The following is a 24,885-nucleotide window of genomic DNA, read 5'->3' as shown; positions in this document are numbered from 1 at the left end:
GAATTAGCGAGATACCTAGAGGCCGAGGTCTCGCTTGCGACCCAAACCCCATTCGATGCCACCGCCGTCCTTCGCAACTCCGGTGACGTGTTGGCCGAGCCTCTTTTCGAGCTCGCGCGACCAGGGCACGAGCTGGAAGCCGAGCCCGTTGTCGATCATGGCGAACCGACCCGAGGTCAGCGTCAGCCGCTGGCGATACGTGCCCGCCACATGCTCCCCGGATGCGGCATTCACGTGAGCCAACCCGGTGCTGGCCGAGACCTTTGCTGCCACATCGTCCAGTTCACGTCGTCGCAACGTATTCAGGAGATCGCGCTGCAGGATGACGCGTTGGCCCTGCCGCCGCGCCAGGCCCTGCTGGATCAGATGCTCGGTACGGGCTTCCATGGCGTCGCGAGTCTCGCGGCCGAAGCCGCCCATGGCGAGCGGCATGGGGTCCCGTTCGACCAGCCTGTGGTCGAGCCAGGTGGCTCCTTTTGCAGTGATCTGCCCACCGAGGTCGAGATCGGAACGGGTCGCTAGCACCACGGTCGGTGGCGGATCGCCGGCTTGACCCAAGCGTCGGACCTCGACGATGCCGCCCACTGGCGGTGCATGTTCAAAAGCCTCGAGCCCTCGGAAGCGCACGTGGTGCGCCCGTCCGTCGGTTCCGTCGATCAGGGCATAGGCCTCGCCTGTCAGCTCGTCATGCAGTCCCCGGTCGACCAGTCGTCCGACAAGCTGGGATGTCGGCTGGCCGCCCTGGATGACGAAATCAGCAACGCCGCGCGATTCCCCACGCTCGGTAAAGGCGCGGTGCATGGTCTTGATGATGTCGCCGCGCATGCCGAGGTCGCGCAAGCTACGCTCCGCCTCAAGTCCGACCATCCATTCCCCTGATGCGGCGGGTGCGGCAAGGCCCATTTTCTCCAAGTGCTGAAGGCGGCCGACCATCAGCCGCCTGATCTCGGGATCGGACTTGCCGCGATTCTCCGGCCGAAGATCGATGTAGCCAGTCTCATCTGCCGCCAACCGGATCTCCCGGTCGAGCCGCGTCCAGCGGTCTGCCGTGACTTCCCGCTCCAGCGAATTGCGGATCTCGTGCTCCGGTCTCGGACCCAGTTCGATGGCGACCAGTTCCTCAGCGCGTGAACGCAGACCTTGGCTGATATAGTCGCGGGAGATCACGAGGTCCGCTCCTTCCTGATCTACTCCCCGAACGAGAAGGTGGACGTGAGGGTTGTCGGTGTTCCAATGATCGACAGCCACCCAATCGAGCCGCGTGCCGAGATCGGTCTCCATCTGCCTGGCGAGATCGCGGGTGAAGGCCTTCAGATCGGTCATGTCGCCGGCATCCTCGGGCGAGATGATGAACCGGAAATGATGCCGGTCGTCCTTGCACCGTTCTGCGAAAGCCGCGCTATCGGCTCGGTCGCTGTCGGCATCGAACATCTCGGCACGCTCGCCGCTCCGGGTCACGCCATCGCGCTTCAGATATGAGAGGTGGGCGGTCAGTGGCGCTGAACGGAAGGCTCGCCCGTTGTGCCGGACCACGCGCGCTTTCACCACCACACGCCGCGTCGGGCTGAACAATCTGGCGCGGCTAAAGGCGAGGCGCCCGCGGCCAAACGTGGAGCGCCCATAGGCCGCCGAACGCCTGCCCGACCCTGTCTGACCCGAGGTGTGTCCTGCTTTCTTCGCCTCCCGCAGCACCTGGTTGATGAAGCTCTTGGGCTTCGGAGCGCGGGTACTGCGGATGCGCCCAGGCCGGATACGCAGATCGCTGTCGCCCACGCTCACGGCAGCGCCTCCCAACGATCAAAATCGCACATGGTGCCGAAGACGCGTTTGATTGCATTCGTAGAAATGCAAGGCGCGGCACGCGCCCCGACCGACCGGCACGCCAGAACGCAAGCCATGTCAGTGGCTTGCGGTTCGACAGGCGAGCCCCTTTTATCTCGCCGTCCTGCCGTCGTGGTCTCCCGGTCGCCGATTCCCCAAAGAGCCGCCGCGACTCGGCAGCCAACTCGCGAAGCCCCCAGTCCTTCCGCGCGCGTGCGATAGCGATCGTTACCCGAAGGGCCGAGACACCCGTAGGGTGGCTCGGTGAGGAGCGAAGCGACGAGTAGAGCGCGGGCCGAAGGCATCGCCCATACGCCATCACCTTGCGAACCAGCACACTTGGTCATTGCGATGCTCCCGAATCTGATCGATGGACGAACACGCCAATAGGCCGGGGGACCAAGGGCGAAACATCGGGCGCCGAGATTGCGGTCGCGACTCTGCCGGACGGCATGAGCGCCAGCAGCCGATCGCGCGTTTTCATGAGATCGGATCGCGTGACGAACAGCGTCGTAGCTGCTGATGACTGTCCACTGGATGTCCACTTCGGCGGCAGTTCGATGGCGAGCAGATTTGCAAGTTTCGCGACGTATGCTCGCGTCTCCTCCGGCAGAGAGCCGCCTGCGAGATGCTCTTCATAGCGAGATGGTCCCGCGTTGTACGCGGCAAACACGCCAGGCGAGCCATACCGATCGAGCAGTTCGCGCAAGTACGCCGTGCCGGCCAGAATGTTGTCGTGCGGGTCGTAGGGGTCGTTCCCGAGATTGTAGCGCTCGCGAAGTTCCGCCCAAGTCGCCGGCATGATTTGCATCAGGCCCATTGCGCCTTTTGGCGATCTGGCGTGCACGTCACCAGCACTCTCGATGCTTTGAACTGACCGGATCCAGTTCGGCGCAATCGCAAAGCGTTGCGAGGCTTCATTGATGAAGCCGGCAAATGAGTGAGCGGTCTGATTGATCGCCGGCTGGGCGGCTGATCCGCTCTGGGCCCAAGCAGCACTGTCGCACGCGGTCAGAAGAAGCACCAGAGGCACGACAGCACAAACGCGCTTGCTTAACCGACTCAAGCACGCGGTCGGGCTCGCAACGTCGTTGCCGGCATCGATCGAGACGGACGAATGATCCCGCAATCGATCGAACACGGGAATGGCGAGGAGAACACGTTGAATACGCACCATCACTCCTCCCACGTCCACTCCGGTATCGCACGGCCGATCACGCTAGATGCCGGAAGACATCCAAAATACCGGCCATCAAAAGAGTCGTCCGACTGCCAGTTCATCAGAAACAGCTCACCGTCGCCGACGACGCGGCAGCCCTGCCATTTCGGCAGCGGCCGGCCTCGTCTGTCCCGATCCTTTGCCTCGCCCATTGCAATGTCGTCGACCGAAATCGTGAGGCCGGTTCTGCAAACACTCTGCCCCGGAAGGGCGAGCACGCGCTTCAGCATGGGGACGCCAATGGGCAAATAGCCATTCAGGTCGAAGAAGGTCGCGAGCGGTTCCGGCGGCTGCACGGCGACCAATTCAGTGACTTGGAACTGGTCCGCCGGCCGGAGGCGGTAGAGACCGATCGGCACGCTCGCGGATGCGTTCCAGACGTAAAGCGGAAGCGGCTCCAGGACGATCGTCGCGGTGAGCGCAGCAGGGATCCCAATCGTCACGGCCAGCATCATCAGGCGGCCCGTCATCGCACTACCCTTTGACGATGGAGCCAAGCCAGATGGCGCGCTTTCGTATACGGGCGCGGGTTTTCGTTGACGGACAGGCGGTTATGAACGTGATGCCAGTGATCAGGAGCGACGTCAGCTGGATCGATGCCGAGTGCCTCAACGGCATCGGTCATTTGCAGCACGCGCTCGACCTTCGGCCAGCCGGACAGACGCAGCAAAATCTCTCCGCCGGGTGTCACATAAGGGACGGTCGAGCAGCGCTGTCCCGGAGCGACCGCGCGCAAGATGTCGATCCGCGAAATGATTGTGCCAAAGTCGTTGGAGGTCCATCGAACGAAGGCAAAGATGCTGCCGGGAGCAAATGACAGGACCCGCCGATGGCGATCGAGCTCCCTTTCTTTGACAATGCGACCGAACCGAACGCGGTTTTCAATGCGCTTCTCGAGCCACAGAACTTCCACTTCCGTGAGATCGCTCATGCCGCGGCTCCCTGACGCTGGAGTTGGCAGCCGTGAGCATTGGGTTCGGCGAAAAGCGTATGCGACTTGCAGAGCCAAACAGGACTGGCGGCCTGCGGCTGCCAATCGCCTCGAACGAGGTTTTCGGCCTGGTGCGTTAGAAGAAACCCGAAGGATTTCTGGTTAGTAGAGTTAGAGCGGCCGGAAAGCGCGAAGAAACAGCCTCTTAAGCTCGATTCCGGTCCCTGATAGCACGAGGATCGGGTCCCCGATAGCACGAGAGTTGCGGTCCCCGATAGCATGAGCTGATTCACAGGTTGTCCTCCGAATTTCGAATGAGACCGCGCCGGCGCAGTGCGTGCCGTCAAGGGATCGACAGGCTTAGGCGCGAAGTTCAGCCGCTCGGTGCCATCAGGATCGCGCGTGAGCACGAGCTGATAGCCGGGCTGTGTCTGGCGCTGGGCGATCTGACGAACGTCGTAAGCAAAATGCTTGAGCTGCGAGAGGATGCCGGACTTGGCATGGAGATGCACAAGGTCAAAGCTCCAGCCGCCATCCTGGTGGCCGCCGTGCTTGCGCACGAGGCGGTAAAGCCACCGCTCAAGTTCGCCCGTCAGATCGAAATAGGCGCGATCGATCGTCAGCACGAGCGCTTCATCGATGACGCCAGCATAGAACCAATCCGGCAGGATCAGCTCGATCCCAAATGGACGACCGTTTGCATCGGCCCTCTCCTTCCATTCGTTGATCCAGGAGAAGCGGTGTCGCCGTCGTTCTGCCGGCTGACGGATCGACGTCAGCACGGTCGTTGACTGAAGTCTGCCAAGACCACCCTTCAGGCGGTCATAGTCACGTGCGCTGGTGCCGCGGCCCACTAACGTCAAAATCTCGTAAGGCGTTGCAGCCATCAGGCGCGAGGTCTGCAAGCTTGCGTCACGGGCTTCGATGATCTGAGATGCTGCCCAAATCAGAACGTCTGCATCCCAAATGGTCGCCATGCCGTGTTCCGGAACAGCTTCGACACGAATTGAGATCGCACCGGTACGAAAATCGATCGGCACAATCCGCTTGGTCTTTGCGAGCGAGAAGAACGGATAGGCCATCAGATCCTGCGCATCGCGCGGCGCGAGATCACCGGGTAGCGCCCGAAAGAGCTCAAGCTGCTCGCGCTCTGAATGGTGTTTGCGCCGCATAGTCACTGCTCTCACGCTGATATCAGCGACGTTCCTGACCCGCGTAGGGACGCAGGGCCGGATGCTTCTTGGCCGGCAGCACAGTGCCCTTCCCAGGGTCTGACGTTGACTTTTTGGAGCCAAGATCGGCCCACGCTTTCAGGTCATCGACGGCGTAGACAACACGTCCGCCGATCTTCCGATACGTCGGTCCAGTACCGTACGTGCGGTGCTTCTCGAGCGTGCGACCGGACAGGCCAAGATAGCGCGCGGCCTCAGGTGTACGCAGGAATCGCGGGGGAAGACCGGCCATCGGATCGGGCATTTGAGAACTCCAAGAGGACAGCGCACTACGCTTGGCTAGGCCGGCGTGTGTGCGGTCATCATGGAGGAGCAAGACCTCGGAGGGGATGCCGAATGTTGGGGGTACGATTTTCGGCACCCTCGGGGCCTGCGCTACTCCCTGCGCCGGGACCGCAGGAGCAGCAGCTGCTTCTGTTTTTGCCTCGAGGATTGGAGAAGCGAGTTCGAGAACTACTCGGCAAGGAAATCGTGCAGGAAAATTTGCGCGGATTTGCAATTGGTAACACGAAGTTCGCCGAACTTGAGCCTATCCTGAAGCCCATTTCATCGAGAGTAAACGGCGGGACTGATCGCCAGGCTTCTCTTTTGGTTCATCTTCACGATCTTGGAGGTAACTACGCGGCGGGGACTCGACATTCCCGCGTTGCCGACTTGCCGATTGAGAATTGAGCGAAGCGACAATGGATTGCCTCTATGTGGCAATGCCGGCGGATCCGTCGCTGAAGCGGATCGCCTACATCATGCTCGAAGAACCCGGAAACCGATGAACACACGCCGATTGAGCAGAGGTCGTCGTGATGAGCAAACAAAGTTTGCGTCGCCAGGTTGAACGTGAGAGAGGAATGACGTTCGGCAGACGGGTCCAACAGTTCCAGTTGGTGTGGCGTTGAAGGAAGTGCGATCCTGCGTCCCTATCAATGCGTTGGCCGAAAAATTCGGATATGAATCCCTCGCTGCCTTCTCGGCAATGTTCAAGAAGTATATGGGGCAGCCGCCGGGGCGACATTTGAGTACCTTGAGATTCCCGTCTAAAATCGACAGTAAACAAACTCATACCCGCTGGATTCGGGCTCGCCTCCGGGGAGCCGGCTGGTGATCGCGGAGGGACAAGTCGCCGTTGCGGCGGGACCAAATCAGGGTGAAGCCCTCGCCGCCTTCGATCTTCACGAGCGAGGCGTTAGATCGGGGCCGGTAAGTTCGGATCGTCGAGCTTGACCGAGAGGTAAATCGCAAGCTGCCTCAGGCCAGCCGCGAAGGCCCCGCCCGGCGGACCGGACGGGGCTTGGTGGGGCGCTCCTAGTCGCCGTTCTTTCGCGGCCGCGACCAGAGGAGGGTGTAGCCTTCACCGCCCTCGTCATCGAACAGGTTCGCATAGATCGGAGCGTTGAAGGAAGGATCGTCGAGCTTGAGCGAGAGGTAGTCGCGCCCCTCCTCGGAGCGCTTCGACCAGGCGGCCCCGATCTCGGCTCGGCCCACGTAGATGCGGTGGCTGGGAGCGTTGTCGTTGGAGCGGTTGGTCTCTGCGACGATGCGGACGCCCTTGGCCTGCAGGCTCAGGGTGACGATCTCGCCCTGGAAATCGTTGCCGACCTTCTTGAAGGAACCGATGTTAGCCATGTCACTTCTCCTGTTGTGTTTCGAGCCCGCGACCACCGCGGCCTCGATGGCGATCTGCAGGCCGAAGACGATCGGCGACGCACCCGCCCGCGGGCCGGAGCGCAGCGGAGGACGTCGTCGTGGCGACTTTCTTGTCTCGCGAGGAATGGGCGAAGCCCAGGGGAAGAAAGTCGCATCAACGGCGTTGCGGCTCAGACGATCGAGGCGAAGCCGGTCTTCGGCCAGATCAAGCCATCAACGAGGCCACGTGCGTCGCGTGCTGAACCACAATCTCTGGAGAAGCGTTGGCGATCTCGGGCTTGATGAACAAGAGGTCGAAACGGTTCAGCGCAGAAAGAGAAACAATCTGCTGCAAAGGGCGGTATCGTCTCCCAAGAACGAATCGAGGCAACCCCGCTCCGCCGCGGCTGCGTGGGCAGACCGAAATGCCGACGGCTTCATCGAGGAGCTCCGAGAAGGGCTGCCTCTCCCGCGTCAGATCTCGATCGTCCCCCGTTCATCGCGCCGATCCACGCCAACCTGTTCGACTTAAGGCGGTAAACGGACATCGGGCCTTCCGGCCGTAAGAACTGGTTAGGACGGACTTTCCACCACCCCATCCGGCTCGAACGGGCGGGCCTCCACCAGAACGATCAAGCGCGTCCATGACGTGACGGCAATGCAAACCGCGCCCAGGCAAGCGAAGAGCTCACGCCAAGCCAACGAAGGCACCCCGATCTGGGACCCGGCGAACACCACATGATAGCCGGCAACGGCGGCGGGAATAGCAAATGCCGTCGCGATGGCTATGCGCAAGGTCAAGGACCCAGTAATGGCGACGGCGGCCTGACCGAACGCAAGCGTCAACGCGCCACCGGCCGTTCCGGCAAGCAGCGCACCGACCACGCCGGCACCATTCTGAAACGCTGTCATCCCGATACTGAGAGCGACGAAAAACGGCAAGGCGTACACAGCGAGCACAAAGATCGCCCAGCAGAACAAGCCGATGCCGAATGTGTTGAGAACAAGCCCAAGGGCAAGCATGGTGGTGGCTCCATATGCATAGATCTGACGGTCGCGCCTTCCACCACCACCACGGCGCAGTTTTTCAATCTGGAGCCGAAACGAGGCGGAGTTGCGGCGCATGCAACTCCGCTTTAGCGTCTGGAGACGAGAAGACGGCGCTCACGCGCCGCCGAACCTCCAGACGGGAATGCCGAGGCGCTTCGCTTTGTCCACCAGGTTGTCCTGGATTCCCGTGCCCGGGAAGTGCATGACGCCGATCGGCAGGAGTTCGAGCATGGCGTCGTTGCGCTTGAACGGTGCTGCCTTGGCGTGCTTTGTCCAGTCAGGCTTGAATGCGATCTGAGGCACTCTGCGATTGGTCGCCCATTTGGAGGCGATAAGCTCCGCACCTTTGGGCGAGCCGCCATGGATTAGCACCATGTCGGAATGCTTGGCGTGGACCTTGTCGAGGCGGTCCCAGATGAGATGGTGATCATTGAAGTCGAGCCCGCCGGTGAGTGCAATCTTCGGTCCTGGCGGCAACAAGACCTCAGTTTCAGCGCGACGCTTGGCTGCGATGAAGTCGCGAGAATCGATCATTGCTGCGGTCAGCGTGCGGTGGTTCACGAGCGATCCCGATCGAGGGCGCCAGGGCGAGCCGGTGTGCGTCTCGAAGCGTTCGATGGCCTGCTCGCGGAAGAGCTCCAGGCAGTTGCGGCGCTCGATCAAAGTGATACCTTCGGACGTCAAGCGCTCGAGTTCGACCGATCGAACCTCAGACCCATTCTGCTCGCGCTGGCTCTTTTGCTGCGCTTGTTCGTTCTCGTCGAGATGGCGTTGGATGCGGTCAACGGCGCGATGGAACAGGTTGACGGTCGACCAGAGCAGATCATTAAGGTCCGGCTCGAGCCGCGTGTCGCTCAACGTCGCGACCAGGGCGTCGAAGACATCAGCAACGGTGCCAGCGATCATCTTGCCCTCGGGAAGCGGTCGTGGGTCAGGCTGCTCGTCGAAGGGACGGTAGCCGAAGAGCTGTAGTTCAGTGAGGACATGGTCAGTTGGAGAGGAGGTGTGCGCCGCTTCGATGTCGTCGTGGTCGGTCATTGGAAGACCCTTTGCCGGTTCGGCCGCGCCCATCGCGGCCTTCGTGGCGATCACTCAGACGGCGGGCGGAGCGGGCCAGAACCCGCAAGGGCCGAAGCGGCAGCGGAGGATGGCGGAGGCCGGCTATTTTGCTTCGCGATGCAAAGCGCGCCGGTTTGATGGCTGTTGTGTCTGCTCATCGTCGGCGCGCGGCGGAAAATAGCCGGACGTAGCCATTGCCGGCCCGGTCCGGTTGCCGTTCGATCGCCCTCTAGAAGGCCGAGGTCGCGTCCTCATCCGGCAATGGCCTCGTGGTGACCGACCTATCAACGTCGATCGAAGCACCGGCCTATTCTGCGGCCACCGTCGACAAGTGCAGGAAACGGACGACGTCCTCTGGTACGAGTTGAAGCCGCAACTCTGCTCGGAGCGTCTCAAGACCAAAGATGTGCAGGTCTTCGTTGAAATCACCTAGCCGGGGCGACAGCGCGATCGCTTCAATGCCGGCGTCTGCCGCGCGCTGGCTGAGGGTCGCCAGTACGGCATCTCCGGCTGCATCGTCGTCCCGGGCGATATAGAGCCGACGCAGGCCAGCCGGCAGCACCATGGCCGAAAGGTGATTTGCGGAAAGAGCAGCCGCCATAGGCATAGTCGGCAGCACGCAGCGCAATGACAGCATGGTCTCGATCCCCTCGCCCGCGGCGAGCACGTCGTCCGCTACGCCGAAGCGAACGGCGTTGCCGAGCAGGTCGCCCATGGCCCGTCGTGGCGTGTCGATGGGAGCCTTGCCGAGACGAATGCGATCAAAGCCGTCTGGGTCGAGCCAAGTTCGGTGCACGCCGGTGATCCGCCCCTCGAGGTCCGTGACGCCGGCAATCATCGCCGGCCAGGTTTCGGTCGGCGAATGTTCATTCGGTCGATAGTAGCAACGAGGGTGGAAGCGCAGGCTGCCACCATGGTAGATGCGGGCTATGCCGCGGCGCTGCAAATACGTCTCGGCTACCGTCCCCTCGATCGGGCTGGATATCGCAAAGAGCCGACGCGCGGCTTGCTGCGATCCGGCGGGCACCACCGAACGAACAGGTTTCGAGACCAGCTGCGGCTCAGGACGAGGCAGCTTCAGAAACCGCCTCGCTTCCCCGGTGACCTCGCTGAAATCGCGCAAACCCCGGCATTCGCGGATGATGTCGAGGAGGTCACCATGTTCGCCGGTCGCAGCGTCAGTCCACTTGCCGGCGGGGCCCTTCGGTGATTCCTGAAGCCGCACGAACATCGAGCGGCCCGGCGTGTTGCGGACGTCTCCGACCACCCAGTATCGCCCCGCCCGCTTACCATTGGAGAGATAGTATCGGCACACGGCCTCGGCCTCGCGCGCGAGGCGGCGTGCCAGTTCGGCGGTGTCGGGGAACATCACGCGACTTCCCGCTCACTGACGCGCGCGACCGGATAGGTGTCGAGTACCTTTGTCAGAATCCCGATGCCGTTTGCGTCCGTGGGCACGAACATCCGCAGCTTCCAGGAGATGATCTCTCCAAAAAGACCGTAAGCGCGGAGGCGATCACGCATCGTGTCGTTGAATCCCGACAGCTCGATGCGGCATGCGCCCATCACCCGGGCGCGGCGAAGCTGGAGCCCCTCCGCGAGGTCGAGGACGGTACGTCCCTCCATCACCGCGGCAAAGGCAGCGTCCGGCGACAGCGTGGGCGCGTCCGCCGAGATGGCGTTCGCGACCCACGCGACAGAAACCTTGCGGCCAATGACGCGTTCGCCCGCGTCGGTCTGGAGCCGATAAACACGAGTCGATTCGTTCGGCAACCGTTTCCAGATCGGTAGCAGCAATCCCGCAACGACGTGGATCGCGCTTTCCGTGAACTCAGGCACCTCGGCAAGCTCAGCCATCCAGGCCGCAGCAAAACCTTCGCGATCCGCTTCGACCCAATGGCTCTCCAGCATCATGTTCAAGGGGACGTGGTGCTGCTCCATAGGCCGGATCAGGCGGACGCGGCGCTCGATCTCGCCGTCGTCGAGCATGATGCTCGAGGCCGGAACCTGCACGGCGGCCCGACCCGAGCGCTCGTTGATCAGCAGGACCGCATGATCGGAAAGACGAGCAAGGGCGTCGTCCAAACCAACAGGATGGTTACGCTGGCGCTGGACGATGGTGAGTAGCCGCGTCTCGGCGCCTGTGCGCGGATGGACATAGATCGTTCGCCGTTCGCTGACGACAAAGCTTTCGGCGCGGAGCGTTTCCAGCCCGAGGTCATAGGTGCCCGACGCAACAGCGCCCTCGATCCGAGCGGTCAAGAGCTGCTCGAAGGCAGTGAACAGGACATTCTGCAGGTCGATGGTGAGCGCCAACAACCTGTTCAGGAAAGTCGTGATTGGCGGCAGGTCGTCCCTGAGCCCATTGGCATCTGTCAGCTTCAGGCCGGTTGCATCCTCGAACTTCTCGAGCGAGCAGCTGCCGACCTTGCCTCGCACCAGCAGCATGTAGAGTTGACGCAAAGCATCGCGCCCGTACTGACTTTCGAGATTGTCCTCGGGCCGGAACAGCCCCTGCCCTCCGGTCTGGCGCTGGCCGCGCGTGATGGCCCCCAATGTGTCGAGCCGCCGGGCAATGGTGCTGAGAAAGCGCTTTTCGGCCTTTACGTCGGTCGCGATGGGCCGGAACAGGGGCGGCTGTGCCTGGTGGGTACGGTTGGTCCGGCCGAGCCCCTGGATCGCAGCATCCGCCTTCCATCCGGGCTCGAACAGGTAATGAACCCGCAAGCGGCGATTCCGGGCCGAGAGTTCGGCGTGGTAGCTCCTGCCCGTGCCGCCTGCGTCGGAGAACACGAGGATGCGCTTGACGTCGTCCATGAAGACCGAGGTCTCAGCGAGATTGACCGAACCGGCGCGGTTTTCGACCACCAGGCGGTCGCCCCTGCGGACGACGCGGCGCGAGCGGCCGGTCACTTCGGCGACCATGTCGGTGCCGAAGCGCTGGACGATTTGATCCAGCGGGCCAGGTACCGGAGGCAGCGAGGCTAGTTTGTCGATGAGGCGGTCGCGCCGCGCGACGGCTTCCCGGCTCTCGACCGGCTGGCCGTCGCGATAGACAGGCCGGGAGCAGAGATTGCCTTCGGAGTCGGTGAAGGGCTCATAGAGCTGGACCGGGAAGGAATGGGCGAGATAGTCGAGCACATACTCGCGCGGGGTGATATCGACCTGGACGTCGCCCCAGTCTTCGGTCGGGATCTCGGCGAGCCGGCGCTCCATCAGCGCTTCGCCCGTTGAGACAATCTGGATGACAGCGGCATGGCCGGCGTCGAGATCGCGGTCGATCGATCGGATGAGCGACGGCGTCTTCATCGAGGTCAGCAGATGGCTGAAGAAGCGCTGTTTGGTGCTCTCGAAGGCGGATCGCGCCGCGGATTTTGCCTGCCCGTTCAGCGTTCCGGTTTCGCCGGTAATGTTGGCCGCCCGCATCGCGGCGTCGAGATTGTTGTGAATGATGCTGAACGCACCGGCATAGGCGTCGTAAATGCGAACCTGCTCCGGCGTAAGCTGGTGCTCCACCAAGTCGTACTCGACGCCCTCGTAAGACAGCGAGCGGGCCGCGTAGAGTCCGAGCGCCTTGAGGTCGCGCGCCAGCACCTCCATGGCCGCGACGCCGCCCTCCTCGATTGCTTCGACGAACTCGGCGCGGGTGGCGAACGGAAAGTCGGCGCCGCCCCAAAGGCCGAGGCGTTGGGCATAAGCGAGGTTATGAACCGTGGTGGCGCCCGTCGCCGACACATAAACCACGCGTGCATTCGGCAAGGCATGCTGAAGCCTCAAGCCCGCGCGCCCCTGCTGAGAGGCCGCCTGATCGCCGCGCTCGCCCTTGCCCCCGACCGCATTCTGCATGGCGTGGCTCTCGTCGAAGATGATCACTCCGTCGAAGTCCGAGCCCAACCATTCGACGATCTGCCTGACGCGCGAAAGCTTTCCGCCACGCTCGTCGGTCCGTAGCGTGGCGTAGGTGGTAAATAGGACGCCTTCCGAAAGCCGGATCGGGGTACCCTGACGAAACCGCGACAGAGGCGTAACAAGCAGCCGCTCCATGCCGAGCGCGGACCAATCGCGCTGCGCGTCCTCGATCAGCTTGTCGGACTTGCTGATCCAGACCGCACGACGACGGCCCTTGAGCCAGTTGTCGAGCAGGATCCCCGCGACCTGCCGCCCCTTGCCCGCGCCAGTGCCATCACCCAAGAACCAGCCGCGACGAAAGCGGACGGCATCCTCTGCGTCGTCGCGCGCGGCGGCCACAACATCAAACGTCGCGTCGACCGTCCAGAAGCCCGCTAGAAACTCGGAATGCGCCTCACCGGCATAGATCACGCTCTCCAGCTGAGCATCCGACAGAACACCGTCGTTCATGACATTGGCCGGCAGGTGCGGACAATAGGATGGCTTCGGTGGCGCAACGGACGCCATCGCCGCAGACTGCACGAGCTTGGTCGGATGTGCGCACGATCCGGGAATGCGGATCGACTGTAGTCCGTATTCCTCATAAAGCGCATCGGTCAGCCGGGCGCCTTCCGGCGCGGACCATTCGACCGTCTCATAGATCAGTTCTGTGCTTACTGGCGCGGCGTCTCTCGAAGTGGACGATATGCGTGGTGCAACGGCGCTGACCGATCGCGACATCGTAGGCCGCCCGATAACAACGATCTCCGATGGCGTGGCGACGGGCCGCCTTGGAGGCACATGCAGATTCACCCAGCCAAGCAAGGTAGCGACATCGGCCGCCATGCCTGGCGAGGCAGGAAAAGCCGTCGGATCGGCAGCGGGCAGCTTGTCGATCACAAGCAGCCTTGTGTCCGTCTGAGTACCGTGCTTGGCGTAAACGGCGCCATCGACGGCGGCGGAAAACACCACGCGCCCGCGTTCCTGGAGGCGAACAAAGGCATCTCGCCATGTCGGGTTATCCGGCGCGAAGCTTGCACCAGCGATGGCGACGAGGCGCCCACCGTCGCAGAGACGCGCGAGCGCTGAAGTGATGTGACGGAGAGCCGCATCCGTCATCCGTCGATCGACATTCGCGACCGCGGAGAACGGCGGGTTCATTAGGACGACGCTTGGTACGACACCCGCATCGAGGTGATCATCGATCTGAGCTGCGTCAAACCGCGTGACTTTAACGTTGGCGAAGAGCTGCTCGAGCAACCCCGCCCGGGTATGGGCCAACTCGTTCAACACCAAGGCACCCCCGGCGAGCTCTGCAAAGACCGCGAGCAAGCCCGTCCCCGCGGAAGGCTCCAGAACGCGATCGGCAGGAGTAATGCCGGCTGCCGTGCATGCGACCAGTCCGAGCGGGATCGGCGTCGAGAATTGCTGAAATGCCTGGCTGTCCTCCGACCGCCGCGTATGTGTCGGCAGAAGCCCAGCCACTCGCACGATCATCGGCAGCATGGCGGCCGTCGAGCCAGCCTTGGCACGCATCGCCGGGCCGAACTTGCGAAGGAACAGAACAGTTACCGCCTCGCAGACGTCATAGGCGGTCTTCCAGTTCCAGGCGCCGGCCGCGTCGGAGGCGCCGAAGGCAGCCTCCATGGCGCTACGCAGAACAGCTGCATCGATGCGCCGGCCGCGTTCGAGTTCGGTCAGCAGCTGTCGCGTGGCCCTGACGGCGGCGGAGGTAAGACTTGCAGCAGCACGCATCGAGAGCGGCGCGGCGACAGCGCCAGCAAGAGATTCGGTCATGGCAGGATTTCTTTCGGAGAGCAGGAACGGGTCGAACCATCAGGCGCTCTCCTTTGACCCCGACGGCTCAAACCCTTCCCGGCCCGACTCTCACTCTCAGCCGTTCCCCATAAAAATGGGGACCAGCGCTGCGCACCGGTCCCCAAGCAACCGCGCGACGGCCGGAGCCGTCCCGCTCTGTGATTTCACTCAGCCGCGTCGAGCTGCTGCGGATCTTCCTCGCCGCCGTTCTCCGGATCCTCGTCGTCGGCAAGGAATTCGGGCAGTGGGCCCGCCTCACCTTCCGGATCCACCGAAGACGGGCCGGGATCGACGAGACGCAGCGGCTCCGGTAACCAGCCCGAGCCATCCAGAAGGCGCTCGGCCTCCTTGGCCATATCGCCCTTCTTCAGATGATCGATCAGTTGCGCCGACGACTCGCCCTTGGCTTCCCGCACCGCCTCCAGAATATGGGGCTTGGTGACCCGGCCGAAATAGTTGGCGATGGTCGGTCGCCAGCCAGCCTGCACCATGTCAAGCCCGACCGCGCGCGCCAGCACATCAGCCTGGTCAAGACGCTTGCTGACACCGTGAGCGGAGACACGGCCCTGATTGTAGCGGTTGGCCGGTTCATAGACGGCGTTGACCGCGAATGACGCGCAGTGGGCGAACAGCGATGCCTGTGCACCACCATCGAGAGCCGTCAGTGCATCCCAGAGGTCGTTCTCGCTCTTCGGCAACCGTGCCTTCCAGGCCTCATGCCGCGCCTCGACAGCCTTGGCTGAGACGCTTTCTCGCAGCCCCGGAGCTTGAGCGGGAAAATTCGGCGTGCGAAGGCCGATCTCAAGACAGCTCCCGGACGATGCAAACCGGTAAAAGGCCGTCAGGACGAAGTTATGCAGCACTGCCTGGAACGCGACCGCAGGATTTTCGGCGAGCGCATCCCGCAATGCCAACGTACGATGCGCCGTCAGCTCGATGATCAGCCGATCCGGCAGAGGTCTGGCCGCGTCCTCGTCGTCTTCTTCAGCATCAGGGGCACTGCCCGAGACCGCGATGACCGTGCGCTGGACGGAAGAGCCCTCTTCTTGGCCTTCGGTCGACGACGCATCGACGCCCCGCACGACGTCACAATCGGTTGCCGGCACCTCATCCTCTGGCCGGACGTAACCCCGGTCCACCGAGAGGCGTCCTTCGGAATCGATGCTGATGAAGACACCCGCTCGGGCGATCTCCGTCGGTTCGTAAAGCATCGGCCGGTCTTCGAATGCCGCCAGTGCCACCTCGATTTCGCCGAGACGCTGATCGACCTCGTCGGGCAACTCGTCCGCATCCTGATAATCGGCTTCAAGCTTGGCTTGCTCGATATTCAGGGCATCGATAGTGGCCTGCTCCTCAGGCGCGAGATCCACAGGTTTTCCTTCGATTTCTCGTAGGCCTTGAGTGTGACCGTACGGGAACTCTACGGCTATTGAGATCCACTTCCAGCCTTCGGCGGCTATGGTCTCAGCTTCGGCCTTGAGCTTTTCGGTTACGAGGCGGTCGAGCAACACGGCGTCCTGGAGCCAGCCGCCGCCGTCGGGCTCGAACAGGTCCCGCAGAACGCCGCCACCCGCGTGCTGATAGGCATCGAGGCCCACAAACTGGGCCCGGCGATCGGACCCGCGTACGGTATTCTCGGTGAGCTTGCGGCGGATCTGGTATGGCTCGTCATAACCGGAACGGCTGACGTTCTCCCAGACTTGCTCCTGGCGGGCGTGGTCGGCCGTGACCGAAAACGCCATGAGCTGCTCGAGCGTCATGCCGTCTTCGGCATAGACGTCATGCAGCTTCGGCGACACCGACGCCAGCCGCAGCCGCTGCTTCACGATCGCAGGGTTCACGAAGTGCCGGGCGGCAATGTCTTCCTCGCTCATGCCGAGATCGCGGAGGGTCTGGAAAGCCCGAAACTGATCGAGCGGATGCAGACCACCCGCTCATCGTTCTCCGCCACCGAATCGTCCGCGGCAATGCCCCCTTCACGCACGACGCACGGCACCGCCTGCGTTTTTGACATGCGTTTTTGTTTCACCAGGACCTCGAGAGCGCGATAGCGCCTGCCGCCCGCTGGCACCTCGAACATGCGGGTCTCGTTGCCATCTGCATCAACAACGGCCCGGACACTCAGACTTTGCAGAAGCGTACGCTGCGCGATGCTCTCGGCTAGCTGCTCGATCGAGACACCGGCCTTGACGCGGCGAACGTTCGACTGGCTGAGCACGAGCTTGTTGAAGGGGATGTCCCGGGAAGGCGACAGCGTGATCTTTTGTACGGCTTTCGTCATTTTGGCTCTCCACGACGGGCGGCCGTGAGACTCTCTCTCGGCTTCCAACCCGTCGCGAACAGCCTCCCCTCCTCTCACTCTCGCGCGGCCACACGAGGCGAAGCATCACGCCGCATCGTGATCGGCGACAACCGAGTCCAGCACCGCGGGCTCAATGGACCCGGGAACGAAGCCGAGCAAATAATCGGCGGCCTTGCTTGCCTGTGAGGCGGCACGCACGATGGCCCTGATGTCTTCGCGCAGGACTTCAAGCCAGAAGCCGATATAATCGGCATGACGCACGGTCGGGACGATCCCGAGCGACGCGCAGCTGAACGCGGAACTCAACTCGGCGACCAGCTCTTCGAAGGCATATTTCTTGGTACCGTAGGATCCGCTCTGGTCCCGATTAAGACGCGAGAGGTGCCCGGTCGCATGACCGAGTTCATGCAAGGCGGTACGGTGCCAGTTGATGGGTTCGAAATAGGCCTGCGGCGGCGGGACCTGAACGTAGTCTTCGGCCGTTGCGTAGAACGCGCGATCTCCACCAATCCGAAATGGAATTCCGCTGGCCTTGATCAGGGCGTCGACCGTGGGTTTGATGAGGCCAGCCGGCGGTGGCGGCGCAGCGGTGGCAATACCATCAGGCAGATCTTCGCACTGATCCGTGTTGAAAACGGTAAATCGTTTGAGGAATGGAATTGCCTGCGCGTCTTCGCCGGTTTCGGCGGCGTGTCGCTTTTCGTCATTCGGCACGAAACGATCAGCGTACACGACTGTGGTGCCGCGCTCTCCTTTGCGAACGTGGCCGCCGAGCGAGAGGGCCTGACGAAAGGTGAGCCAACTTTGACCGGCAAATCCGCGTTCGATCACGGCTCCCCAGAGGATGAGGATGTTAACGCCACTGTATTGCCGGTTGGTCGACGCGTTTTTCGGCAGGGCCAGTGGCGCTTTCGCCGCGGCTGTACCCCAGGGCTGAACCCAGGGGACACGGCCGGCCTCGAGCTCGGCAATGATCCTGTCGGTGATTTCGCTATAGAGGTTCGCCCGGTCCTGGCCGGCGCGCGCGCAAGCAATAGGGTTTGACATCGCGGGTCTCCGCGACGGGCACCGCGAGCCTCTCTCGCAGCTTGTAACCCGTCACGGAAAAACCAGCCTGCACTCTTACTCTCAGCCCTTGCGCCATCTACCGAGGGCCGCAGGCCCGATCAGGCGTGCGCCCAAGGACGCATCGCCTCAACGGAAAATGGGCCCCGGAGAGCGTGAGCATAGCGACCCGAAGAGGCACGCGGGTCCGAGTGCAGCGACGAGACCGGTTCAATAGCGGCACCCGGGAACGGGGCAGTGATAGCGATCGCCGCAGGCGAGCCCCTTTCCCGAGTGCCCCCGGCGAGGAGCACCAAAGCCCTAGCGCGAGGGATCGAAGCCGCAAGGCCGAGACGCTGCGCGCCTCGGTTCACGAGAGCCCGGTGCGGCTCTTGCCGCACGCGCCAAAACCTGAGCGAACAGGATGCAGGCAATGATCCGAGAACCGCCGCGCATTTTCACAGAGGTCTTACCATTGTCGAAGAGAGGTCTGCGGGCGGAGCGAAAGCGAAGACCCACTGGCGGACGCGGCGAAAGAGGCACCCGCAGGAGGATCAGCATAGCGCCGACGCGCAGCGGCGGGACCCGGGATCGAGTGCCGTCGCGAGACCGGTTAAGAAGGCACCCGACCCGAGGGCAGCGATAGCGACGCCATGCAATGACTGCGGGCCCGAGGGCGAGTGCCTCCGGCGAGCCACTCAATGCGGCTTCACGTCAGCTTGGTATCAATTTTTCTTTTGTGATAACGTCTCACTCGCGCGCATGTCTGTCCACACATCGGCAAGCCAAGGGCAGCAGTCGTAGGACTTCGATGTGTATTGATCGCGCGCCCGCTTCAGTCCGGAGCTACGACGCTCGGCGTGTCCGCCCGGATTGAGTGCATGAATGCAGCCGGATCGACTTTCTTTCGCGCGGCCCATTCAACGACGGTAGGTGGCCGGTACTCACTCGATTGACGCCAGCGATTAAACACGGAGGCATCGATGGTCTCGTTGACTGTCGTGTGGATGCCGCCCTCAAGCGTTTTCGGCTCTCCGCCCAGCTCGCGGTAAGACCGTGAATACACTTTCGAGTACATGCCTTTGGCAAACTCGCTGTAGGAGTCCGATATGGGAGCAGTGAGCAGATCGCCGTCAATCTCGACATCCTGACGGAATGCCAGACCATGGCCCGACGCCTTCTTCATCATCCAACGCAGGGGAGCTTGCGCAAGGATATCGCTTTCGCACCCGCCGCCAACATTGGCGTGGGCCCCGGCGAACCATCTCTGCTCCACGCTCTCAATAGCGCGCGGCTTGGCCACGACCGCACCTGGTTCGAGGGGCTTTCGCACCGTCCAAAGCGTGGGCGCGAAGTCCTTCCGGTGCTCATCGATGGCGAGGGCGTGATAGCCATTGTCGATCGATATGCGGAGCCCTGTGTGCAGAAAGCCAAAGGTTGACCTGCTGATGCCCTCGAAGCTGAAAAGCGGAACTCCCACGGTCCCGACGGTATCCCAAACGCCGACCATTTTGATGTGAACGGGCTGCGAATACTTCATGAGCCACCGCTCCTCCAGCGTGGCGTCATTGAGGGTACCGGCGTCCCGAAGCTCCAGAAGCTTCCAAAGCGTCCGGTCATCCGAGCGCTTGTAACGCGCGAACAGCTGGCCTGTGCCCAAGGGCGACCCTGGCCTCAGCAATCCGTGCTTAGCAACGAGACCCGCTACGCTTCGAGCTGTATACGCTCCGCGGCTGAAGCCGAAGACGAAGATGTCATCGCCCTCGTCATAGTTGTCCATCAGCCACTCGTAGGCCTCCCGGACGTTGTCACTTAGCCCTTTGCCGACGGTACCGCCCCAGAATCCGTTGACGCCTATATCGTAATAGACGCGCTGTTCTTCGCCTTGCGTTCCCGCGCGGGCGCAAAGAGATTTCATACGCCAGACATTCGTATTGCTGCCAACAGCGTTCCAGGTGCCGTCAAGGAAGACGAGCAGGCGCTTTTTGGCCGGCGCTGCAGTGACCGTCGGAGCTGAAACTGACATTTCAAACCACCTTGCTAAATGCCAGCAAGCTATCCGATTCGCGCCGTGGTCGCCAGGGCGGACGGCTTCATCTCCAAGTTGCTAACAGTACGGAGCTCTCCCGGTTCTTTCGGCGCTATACTCCGGACATGCAAGCCGCCGCGCAAGATCGTACCGATTTCGACAGACAACGAAGAACTGACGAAAGCCCAGGAAGAGGCCGAAGCCACTCGTTTGAGCAATCTCGGAGTTTTGGGTGACATCAGTCGCTGCTGGGGCCGGAAGTACACCCGCAGAGACTCGGGCAGGCGCCCCCATCTACCAACCGCAAGGCGCGTTCTGGTATCAGAACAGAAGCGCATTTGTTTTTAGCGGATTTCTCTCGTTCGGTCAGCAGTCCATTCTGGACGAAGTCGGCTGAACGGCGCGCTTGGACATCGGCTTTTTTGCTTGCCGCCGTTTTTGATATCTGCCCCTAATCTGTTGGTGACCAGGTCAGGTCCGAGCCGAGTGCATGGGCACCGATTACCGATTGCCGTCTAGGGCAGCGCAAACTTTCTGATCTATGTTCACTCCTGACTGATAAGCTTTCGTATGTTTTCTTATCAGTTGGCAACTGAGCCGTTCTGGGGCTCGGGTGATCGACGAAGCGATTTTCAACTAAAATCCTCGACCAACTGCCGAGTTTTCCGCGTTGGCTCATTGTAGCTTACAAGCTTCACGTCAAGCTCGAAACGCGACATCGCCGTCAGCGCTCGCCGGATGGCAGCGTCAATCCACTCGCCCTCGTTGCCAAACGCACTCCCGTATAAGCAAGACGACGCTCGACATGCCCCGCTGCTCGTTCAGGACGGCAGCCAACAAGGTGGCCTCATAGGCTGCCTCCAGAACAAGCGACGCGAAGGGCTTCCAGTGCGCCGACGGAACACGCGAATAAGCGACCGGAAGCCCCGAGCAAAACACCTGCGAAACCCGCGGTCGATGCGTTCCCTCGGCGTCAGTGACCTCCACGTCGCTATGCACGCCGACCCGCAGCCTTTCGCGCAGCGCATCGAGCCGGTCCGGCGTCATCCCTTTCACGTGCTCCGCAATGGCATCAAGTCCGACGCGGGTGCACAGGGCGTAGCCGTTGGCCATCTGCCATGAAGCCTCGACCGGCCTGTTCAGGTCCTTGCCAGGGCTTCACCAACGTCGGCCAGTCCGTCGAGCTGGCGCCTTGCTGTCTGTCCGTAACTGTCCCCAACTGGAGCAAAGTAGTTCCTGTAGATCGTCGCCGTCCCGGCAGCGATTCGCGCAGGCCGGCCCCTGGGTCGGGTCACCTTGATAGCGGGTGACCCCCTCCTCAGGGGTCACGGCGGGACCGGTCATCTCCAGCAGGTTGAATTGGGAGGCAACCTGAAACAAGGCACCGGCGTTCGCGGGCTGTCGATTCATCTGTCGGACATCGCCGCAAACCACTTCCAGTCTCAGGCGCCCTTCCGGACGACTGAGGCCCGCTCACGCAACGACTGCAACGACTGCAACGACACCAGCTCGAGTTCGCCGATACCGTAGCTCTTTCCGTTAACGAGAGACCGGAGCTCTCGGTCCTCGACCTTGACCCTGGCACGCGTGTCGGCGTAGCTGCTCTCGCGAAAACCCGTCAGTCGCTCGAACCAGTCCATTTCGCATTCTCGCTCAAGATGTCATTGGCCAACTGAAAGTCCCCGGGCTTGCCCTTAGCGATGGTTCTGACGCCTTCCTTTTTCAGCTCCTGCCGCTTTCTCTTGATACGGCCCTCCTTCTCGTCCTGGCCGAAATCGTAGATTAGGAGATAAACGCGGGGATGAATCGACAGCTCGACCCTCCCCTCGGCAACCTGTCTGACGAGATCATCGACCCGTCTGCCCCTACTTTGAGCGCTGATCTCCATCAGATTCCTGCAGGTGCTGACGTAGCCCCCAATCAGGCTTTCCTGCGTTTCCTTGGCCTGAATGAACTGCTCATACTTTCTGATTTGAGCTATCACGGCCGTGGAGCGCTCCGGAAGTGGCAGGCTCTTTGCTCCCTTGAGAAGCTTTTCCAGGTCCCACAGCTCGCGATTATCCGCGCATTTTGCTTCGCAAAAGACCAACTCGGCCTTGCCCAGTTTCCCCGGGACCAGCACTGCGATGTCCATCCGCGGCGCGGATAGATCGCCGTTCTCTCCAGCCTTCGTGAAGGCAATTTCGAGATCAACGACCTTCGGCTCTTTCCTGGCGATCTTGTGCACCCCGCTTTTTTCAGGCCCGGCAAATCGCGCGGCCGTCTTGATCAATTGCGGCAAGGTGAGCTTGGACTGATAATCGGTGTTCACGATGTCGGCGGGGTTGAGATCGAACGCCTTGCCATCGAACGACACATGTGGGTCCTTTTTCTCAAGCTCCGGCTTCACCAAATACTTGTAATGGATCGCAAGACGGGGCTCGCTGCCATTGCTGCCGCCTTTCGCGAACGCAATCTTGAAAACGCTCTGACCTTTGACATAGGCGTTCAGGTATCCGTTCCGGACCGCAAGCAACAGGTCCTTGCTCTCCAGCACCTCCTTCCACCAATTGCCGATCGAGCTCTCCGCGAGCACCTTCAAACCTTCGATTTGCGAGCCTGAAAGTCCGCGCTTGAGAAAGTTTAGTTCAGAAGTCAATCCATTCACCATCATCCACCAATTCCAGGTTGCTAAAGAGATCCGGAAACCGAAGCCGTTCAAACGTATGTATCGGGACCAGGCGCTTCGCGGCCACGGCGGCGGCAAGGCGCTTTAGGTCGGTCGGGCTGGCGTGTCCCGAGGTGTGTACCGTTTCGAATGGGATACCGCGGCGTTCGCAGTCGGCCTTCAAGGCTGCCCCCGCCTGGCCGTCGGCCAGATAGCCGTCCCATTGCGACCAGAACACTCTCGCGCCCGTGAGCGCGTCGGCCTGCGCTAGATCGGACATCATCCAGCTCCGAAACAGCATGACCGAGCGCGGGGCGCTTCCGGCGAGTTGCCCAGGCCAGATCCGGAAGCCGCGATAACCATCGACCAGCGCCGCAATCCCCCTGGCCTTCAATTGAACGCGCTGTCTTTGCGGGATGTAGACTGCGAGATTCGACCACCCCGCCGCGGGCTGAGGAATGCTGTCGCGCCCCGTGGCCTTCAACACTTCGGCGGCGTAGGCATCGATGACGAGGCTGCGGCCCGTTCGTTTCGCCGCGCGATAGATCGTGACCACCCGGTCGATGTTCTGGGCCGAGTAGGCGACCAAGGCGAAGCCTTCGGTCTGCTCGAAGCGAGTGACGAACGTCTCCTCTAGGTCCGCCTCGGACGGAAACGTCTCATCGTCAGCCAGGCGGCCGAGGCTCGATCCTTCCATCAGCATGAGGTCGATGTCGCGGGGCGGATCGCCGATCAGCGCGTCGAACAGTTTACCCTTGCGGCCGTGGGCGCGCAGATCGCCGGAATAGAACACGCGCTTGTCGCCGGACGAAATTTCCATGGCATAGGCATCGAAGCCCGAATGATCTACGAGGCGCGGCACGGTGGTGAAGGGGCCAAGCTGGATCGGCTTGCGATGCTTGAGGTGATAACTTGCATTCAGAGCCACGGCATCGGGAACGAAATCGGCGGCTGCCTGGATGATGCTCTCTGTCGCCTGCCCCATAATGAGCGGAATCGCAGGATTCGCCTTCGGCACCAGGCCCCAATGGTCGCGATGACCATGAGACAGGACGATACCGAGAAGGCTGGCGCTGGGGAGGGAAAGCCCTTCCACCTCAGGCAGCGGTGTCGAAGCAAGGTCCTTGGCGTTCAGCGGAAGACCGAGATCGAGCAAGATTCGGGCCCCCTCGCTCTCCAACTCGATACAGCTGCCGCCAATCTCCCGCGTTCCCCGATGGATTCGCAATCTCACGACGCAACCTCGCCCCGCTCATTTCAATCTTCCTATATTCAATCGAGGCCCCGAGAAATTTACGCATTATGGAACATTTGGAAGAAATATTTGGCTGGCGCAGCACGCCAGCTGATGTCAGCTAGATTGACTTGCAATGGGCGGTCAATATGAACGAACGCATGACTTTCGCGATTGGAGACATCCACGGATGCTTCGAGGAGCTCAGGTCTCTGCTCGGAATCTGCCGAAGCAACGCGGGCGCCATCGCGCACGATTTCCTGTTCTGGGCGACTATGTCGACAGGGGGCCCGCTTCCGACCAGGTGATTGCCTATCTGATGCGAGAACAGGCCAGCGCCCCGTCGCGATTCCGCTGCATCATGGGGAATCACGACCATATGCTTTGCCGCGCCGCGGATCGGAGTCGCTCTGATGCCGAGCTCATTCAGTGGTGGACGAATGGCAGCGAGCAGACACTGGATGCCTACGGCAGGGAGGATCCCTCCGATCTGCCGGCGGAGCACCTCGCGTGGATGAGAGCGTTGCCCCTTCAAGTTCGCGACGAGCACAGGTTGTTCGTTCATGCCGGAGTAAGACCCGGCGTTGCCTTGGAGGCCCAGTCCAAGGACGACATGTTGTGGATACGTGAGCCGTTCCTGTCCTCGAGGCTGTGGCATGGCGCTCTCTGGTGCACGGCCATACGCCAACGGCAACGCGTGCTCCCGACGTTCAAGCCAATCGCGTCGACATCAATACGGGAGCCTGCTTCGGTGGACCTCTCACAGCAGCGGCCTTTGGTTCGGTCCAGTCAGGCCCCCTGTTTTTCATCAACAGCGACGGATTGAAGTTTCAACTGAAGCTCGAGCCTGCAACCCAGCGAAATCCCAAGAGCTTCCCCTAGTTCTTCTACTACCCAATCGGCTACCTTCCATCGTATGTCGGAGAGTGCCTAAACGGTTCAACTCATAAGCTTCTGCGAATTTGCTTATCAGATCGTTGGTCAGTTTTGC

General features: G+C 61.8%; 19 protein-coding genes and 2 pseudogenes. 1 reads left to right on the top strand and 20 read right to left on the bottom strand.

From position 1 onward, the window contains the following. Positions 1–15: 15 nt before the first annotated feature. From I6F16_RS08380 to I6F16_RS08290, 20 genes and pseudogenes are all read right to left on the bottom strand, one after another. Positions 16–1,779: a DUF3363 domain-containing protein gene (locus I6F16_RS08380; RefSeq protein ID WP_225173584.1), complete on the bottom strand. Its 1,764-nt coding sequence runs from the start codon at positions 1,777–1,779 to the stop codon at positions 16–18. A gap of 385 nt (positions 1,780–2,164) precedes the next feature. Beyond that, entirely contained in the window at positions 2,165–2,995 is an 831-nt protein-coding gene (locus I6F16_RS08375; protein WP_225173722.1) for a lytic transglycosylase domain-containing protein, read from the bottom strand. Between the two features lie 2 nt (positions 2,996–2,997). Then, positions 2,998–3,510, bottom strand: a complete 513-nt coding sequence (locus I6F16_RS08370; RefSeq protein ID WP_225123863.1) for a S26 family signal peptidase — start codon at positions 3,508–3,510, stop codon at positions 2,998–3,000. Continuing rightward, positions 3,507–3,971, bottom strand: a complete 465-nt coding sequence (locus I6F16_RS08365) for a DUF2840 domain-containing protein (RefSeq protein ID WP_225173583.1) — start codon at positions 3,969–3,971, stop codon at positions 3,507–3,509. Before I6F16_RS08365 ends, I6F16_RS08370 begins: the two co-directional genes overlap by 4 nt. After that, a complete protein-coding gene (locus tag I6F16_RS08360) occupies positions 3,968–5,143 on the bottom strand; it encodes a replication initiator protein A (RefSeq protein WP_225173582.1) in 1,176 nt (391 codons plus the stop codon). The genes I6F16_RS08365 and I6F16_RS08360 overlap by 4 nt, the downstream gene beginning before the upstream one ends. 22 nt (positions 5,144–5,165) lie before the next feature. Continuing rightward, positions 5,166–5,447, bottom strand: a complete 282-nt coding sequence (locus I6F16_RS08355; protein ID WP_225123860.1) for a helix-turn-helix domain-containing protein — start codon at positions 5,445–5,447, stop codon at positions 5,166–5,168. A gap of 869 nt (positions 5,448–6,316) precedes the next feature. Next, a pseudogene (locus I6F16_RS08350) lies at positions 6,317–6,431 on the bottom strand (DUF736 family protein); the annotation flags it as partial. 71 nt (positions 6,432–6,502) lie between these two features. Next, the gene (locus I6F16_RS08345) at positions 6,503–6,823 is read right to left on the bottom strand and encodes a DUF736 domain-containing protein (RefSeq protein WP_225123859.1); all 321 of its coding nucleotides are present in this window, start codon (positions 6,821–6,823) and stop codon (positions 6,503–6,505) included. A gap of 226 nt (positions 6,824–7,049) precedes the next feature. Beyond that, positions 7,050–7,178 (bottom strand): hypothetical protein, encoded by a 129-nt coding sequence (locus I6F16_RS37965; protein WP_276573232.1) that lies wholly within the window; start codon positions 7,176–7,178, stop codon positions 7,050–7,052. Between the two features lie 218 nt (positions 7,179–7,396). Continuing rightward, on the bottom strand, positions 7,397–7,948 hold the full coding sequence (locus tag I6F16_RS08340) for a hypothetical protein (RefSeq protein WP_225173581.1): 552 nt from the start codon (positions 7,946–7,948) through the stop codon (positions 7,397–7,399). Between the two features lie 39 nt (positions 7,949–7,987). Beyond that, complete coding sequence (locus I6F16_RS08335; RefSeq protein WP_225173580.1) at positions 7,988–8,911, bottom strand: DUF2493 domain-containing protein; 924 nt, start codon at positions 8,909–8,911, stop codon at positions 7,988–7,990. A 328-nt stretch (positions 8,912–9,239) separates the two neighbouring features. Then, a complete protein-coding gene (locus tag I6F16_RS08330) occupies positions 9,240–10,301 on the bottom strand; it encodes a toprim domain-containing protein (RefSeq protein ID WP_225173579.1) in 1,062 nt (353 codons plus the stop codon). Beyond that, positions 10,301–14,617 carry a strawberry notch-like NTP hydrolase domain-containing protein gene (locus tag I6F16_RS08325; RefSeq protein WP_225173578.1) on the bottom strand — a complete coding sequence of 1,439 codons (4,317 nt, stop codon included), beginning with the start codon at positions 14,615–14,617 and terminating at the stop codon, positions 10,301–10,303. The genes I6F16_RS08330 and I6F16_RS08325 overlap by 1 nt, the downstream gene beginning before the upstream one ends. A gap of 185 nt (positions 14,618–14,802) precedes the next feature. Beyond that, positions 14,803–16,919 (bottom strand): annotated as a pseudogene (locus I6F16_RS08320) (ParB/RepB/Spo0J family partition protein). 105 nt (positions 16,920–17,024) lie between these two features. Then, positions 17,025–17,987 (bottom strand): zincin-like metallopeptidase domain-containing protein, encoded by a 963-nt coding sequence (locus I6F16_RS08315; protein WP_225123854.1) that lies wholly within the window; start codon positions 17,985–17,987, stop codon positions 17,025–17,027. A gap of 832 nt (positions 17,988–18,819) precedes the next feature. Further along, entirely contained in the window at positions 18,820–20,010 is a 1,191-nt protein-coding gene (locus I6F16_RS08310; protein WP_225173577.1) for a DUF2235 domain-containing protein, read from the bottom strand. 750 nt (positions 20,011–20,760) lie between these two features. After that, positions 20,761–21,126 (bottom strand): hypothetical protein, encoded by a 366-nt coding sequence (locus tag I6F16_RS08305; RefSeq protein WP_225173576.1) that lies wholly within the window; start codon positions 21,124–21,126, stop codon positions 20,761–20,763. A gap of 329 nt (positions 21,127–21,455) precedes the next feature. After that, positions 21,456–21,653, bottom strand: a complete 198-nt coding sequence (locus I6F16_RS08300) for a hypothetical protein (protein WP_225173575.1) — start codon at positions 21,651–21,653, stop codon at positions 21,456–21,458. Beyond that, a complete protein-coding gene (locus I6F16_RS08295; RefSeq protein WP_225173574.1) occupies positions 21,632–22,666 on the bottom strand; it encodes a hypothetical protein in 1,035 nt (344 codons plus the stop codon). Before I6F16_RS08295 ends, I6F16_RS08300 begins: the two co-directional genes overlap by 22 nt. Then, positions 22,641–23,816 carry an MBL fold metallo-hydrolase gene (locus tag I6F16_RS08290; RefSeq protein ID WP_249785461.1) on the bottom strand — a complete coding sequence of 392 codons (1,176 nt, stop codon included), beginning with the start codon at positions 23,814–23,816 and terminating at the stop codon, positions 22,641–22,643. Before I6F16_RS08290 ends, I6F16_RS08295 begins: the two co-directional genes overlap by 26 nt. 214 nt (positions 23,817–24,030) lie before the next feature. On the opposite strand from I6F16_RS08290, the gene I6F16_RS08285 reads away from it, so the two are divergent. Next, positions 24,031–24,720 (top strand): metallophosphoesterase, encoded by a 690-nt coding sequence (locus I6F16_RS08285; protein ID WP_346656601.1) that lies wholly within the window; start codon positions 24,031–24,033, stop codon positions 24,718–24,720. Positions 24,721–24,885 lie beyond the last annotated feature (165 nt).

The organism is Bradyrhizobium sp. IC4060 (assembly GCF_020193715.1).
In the GTDB taxonomy this organism is placed as follows: Bacteria; Pseudomonadota; Alphaproteobacteria; order Rhizobiales; family Xanthobacteraceae; genus Bradyrhizobium; species Bradyrhizobium yuanmingense.
The sequence above is the reverse complement of the archived record's forward strand: the minus strand, read 5'-3'. Positions and strand labels throughout refer to the sequence as shown.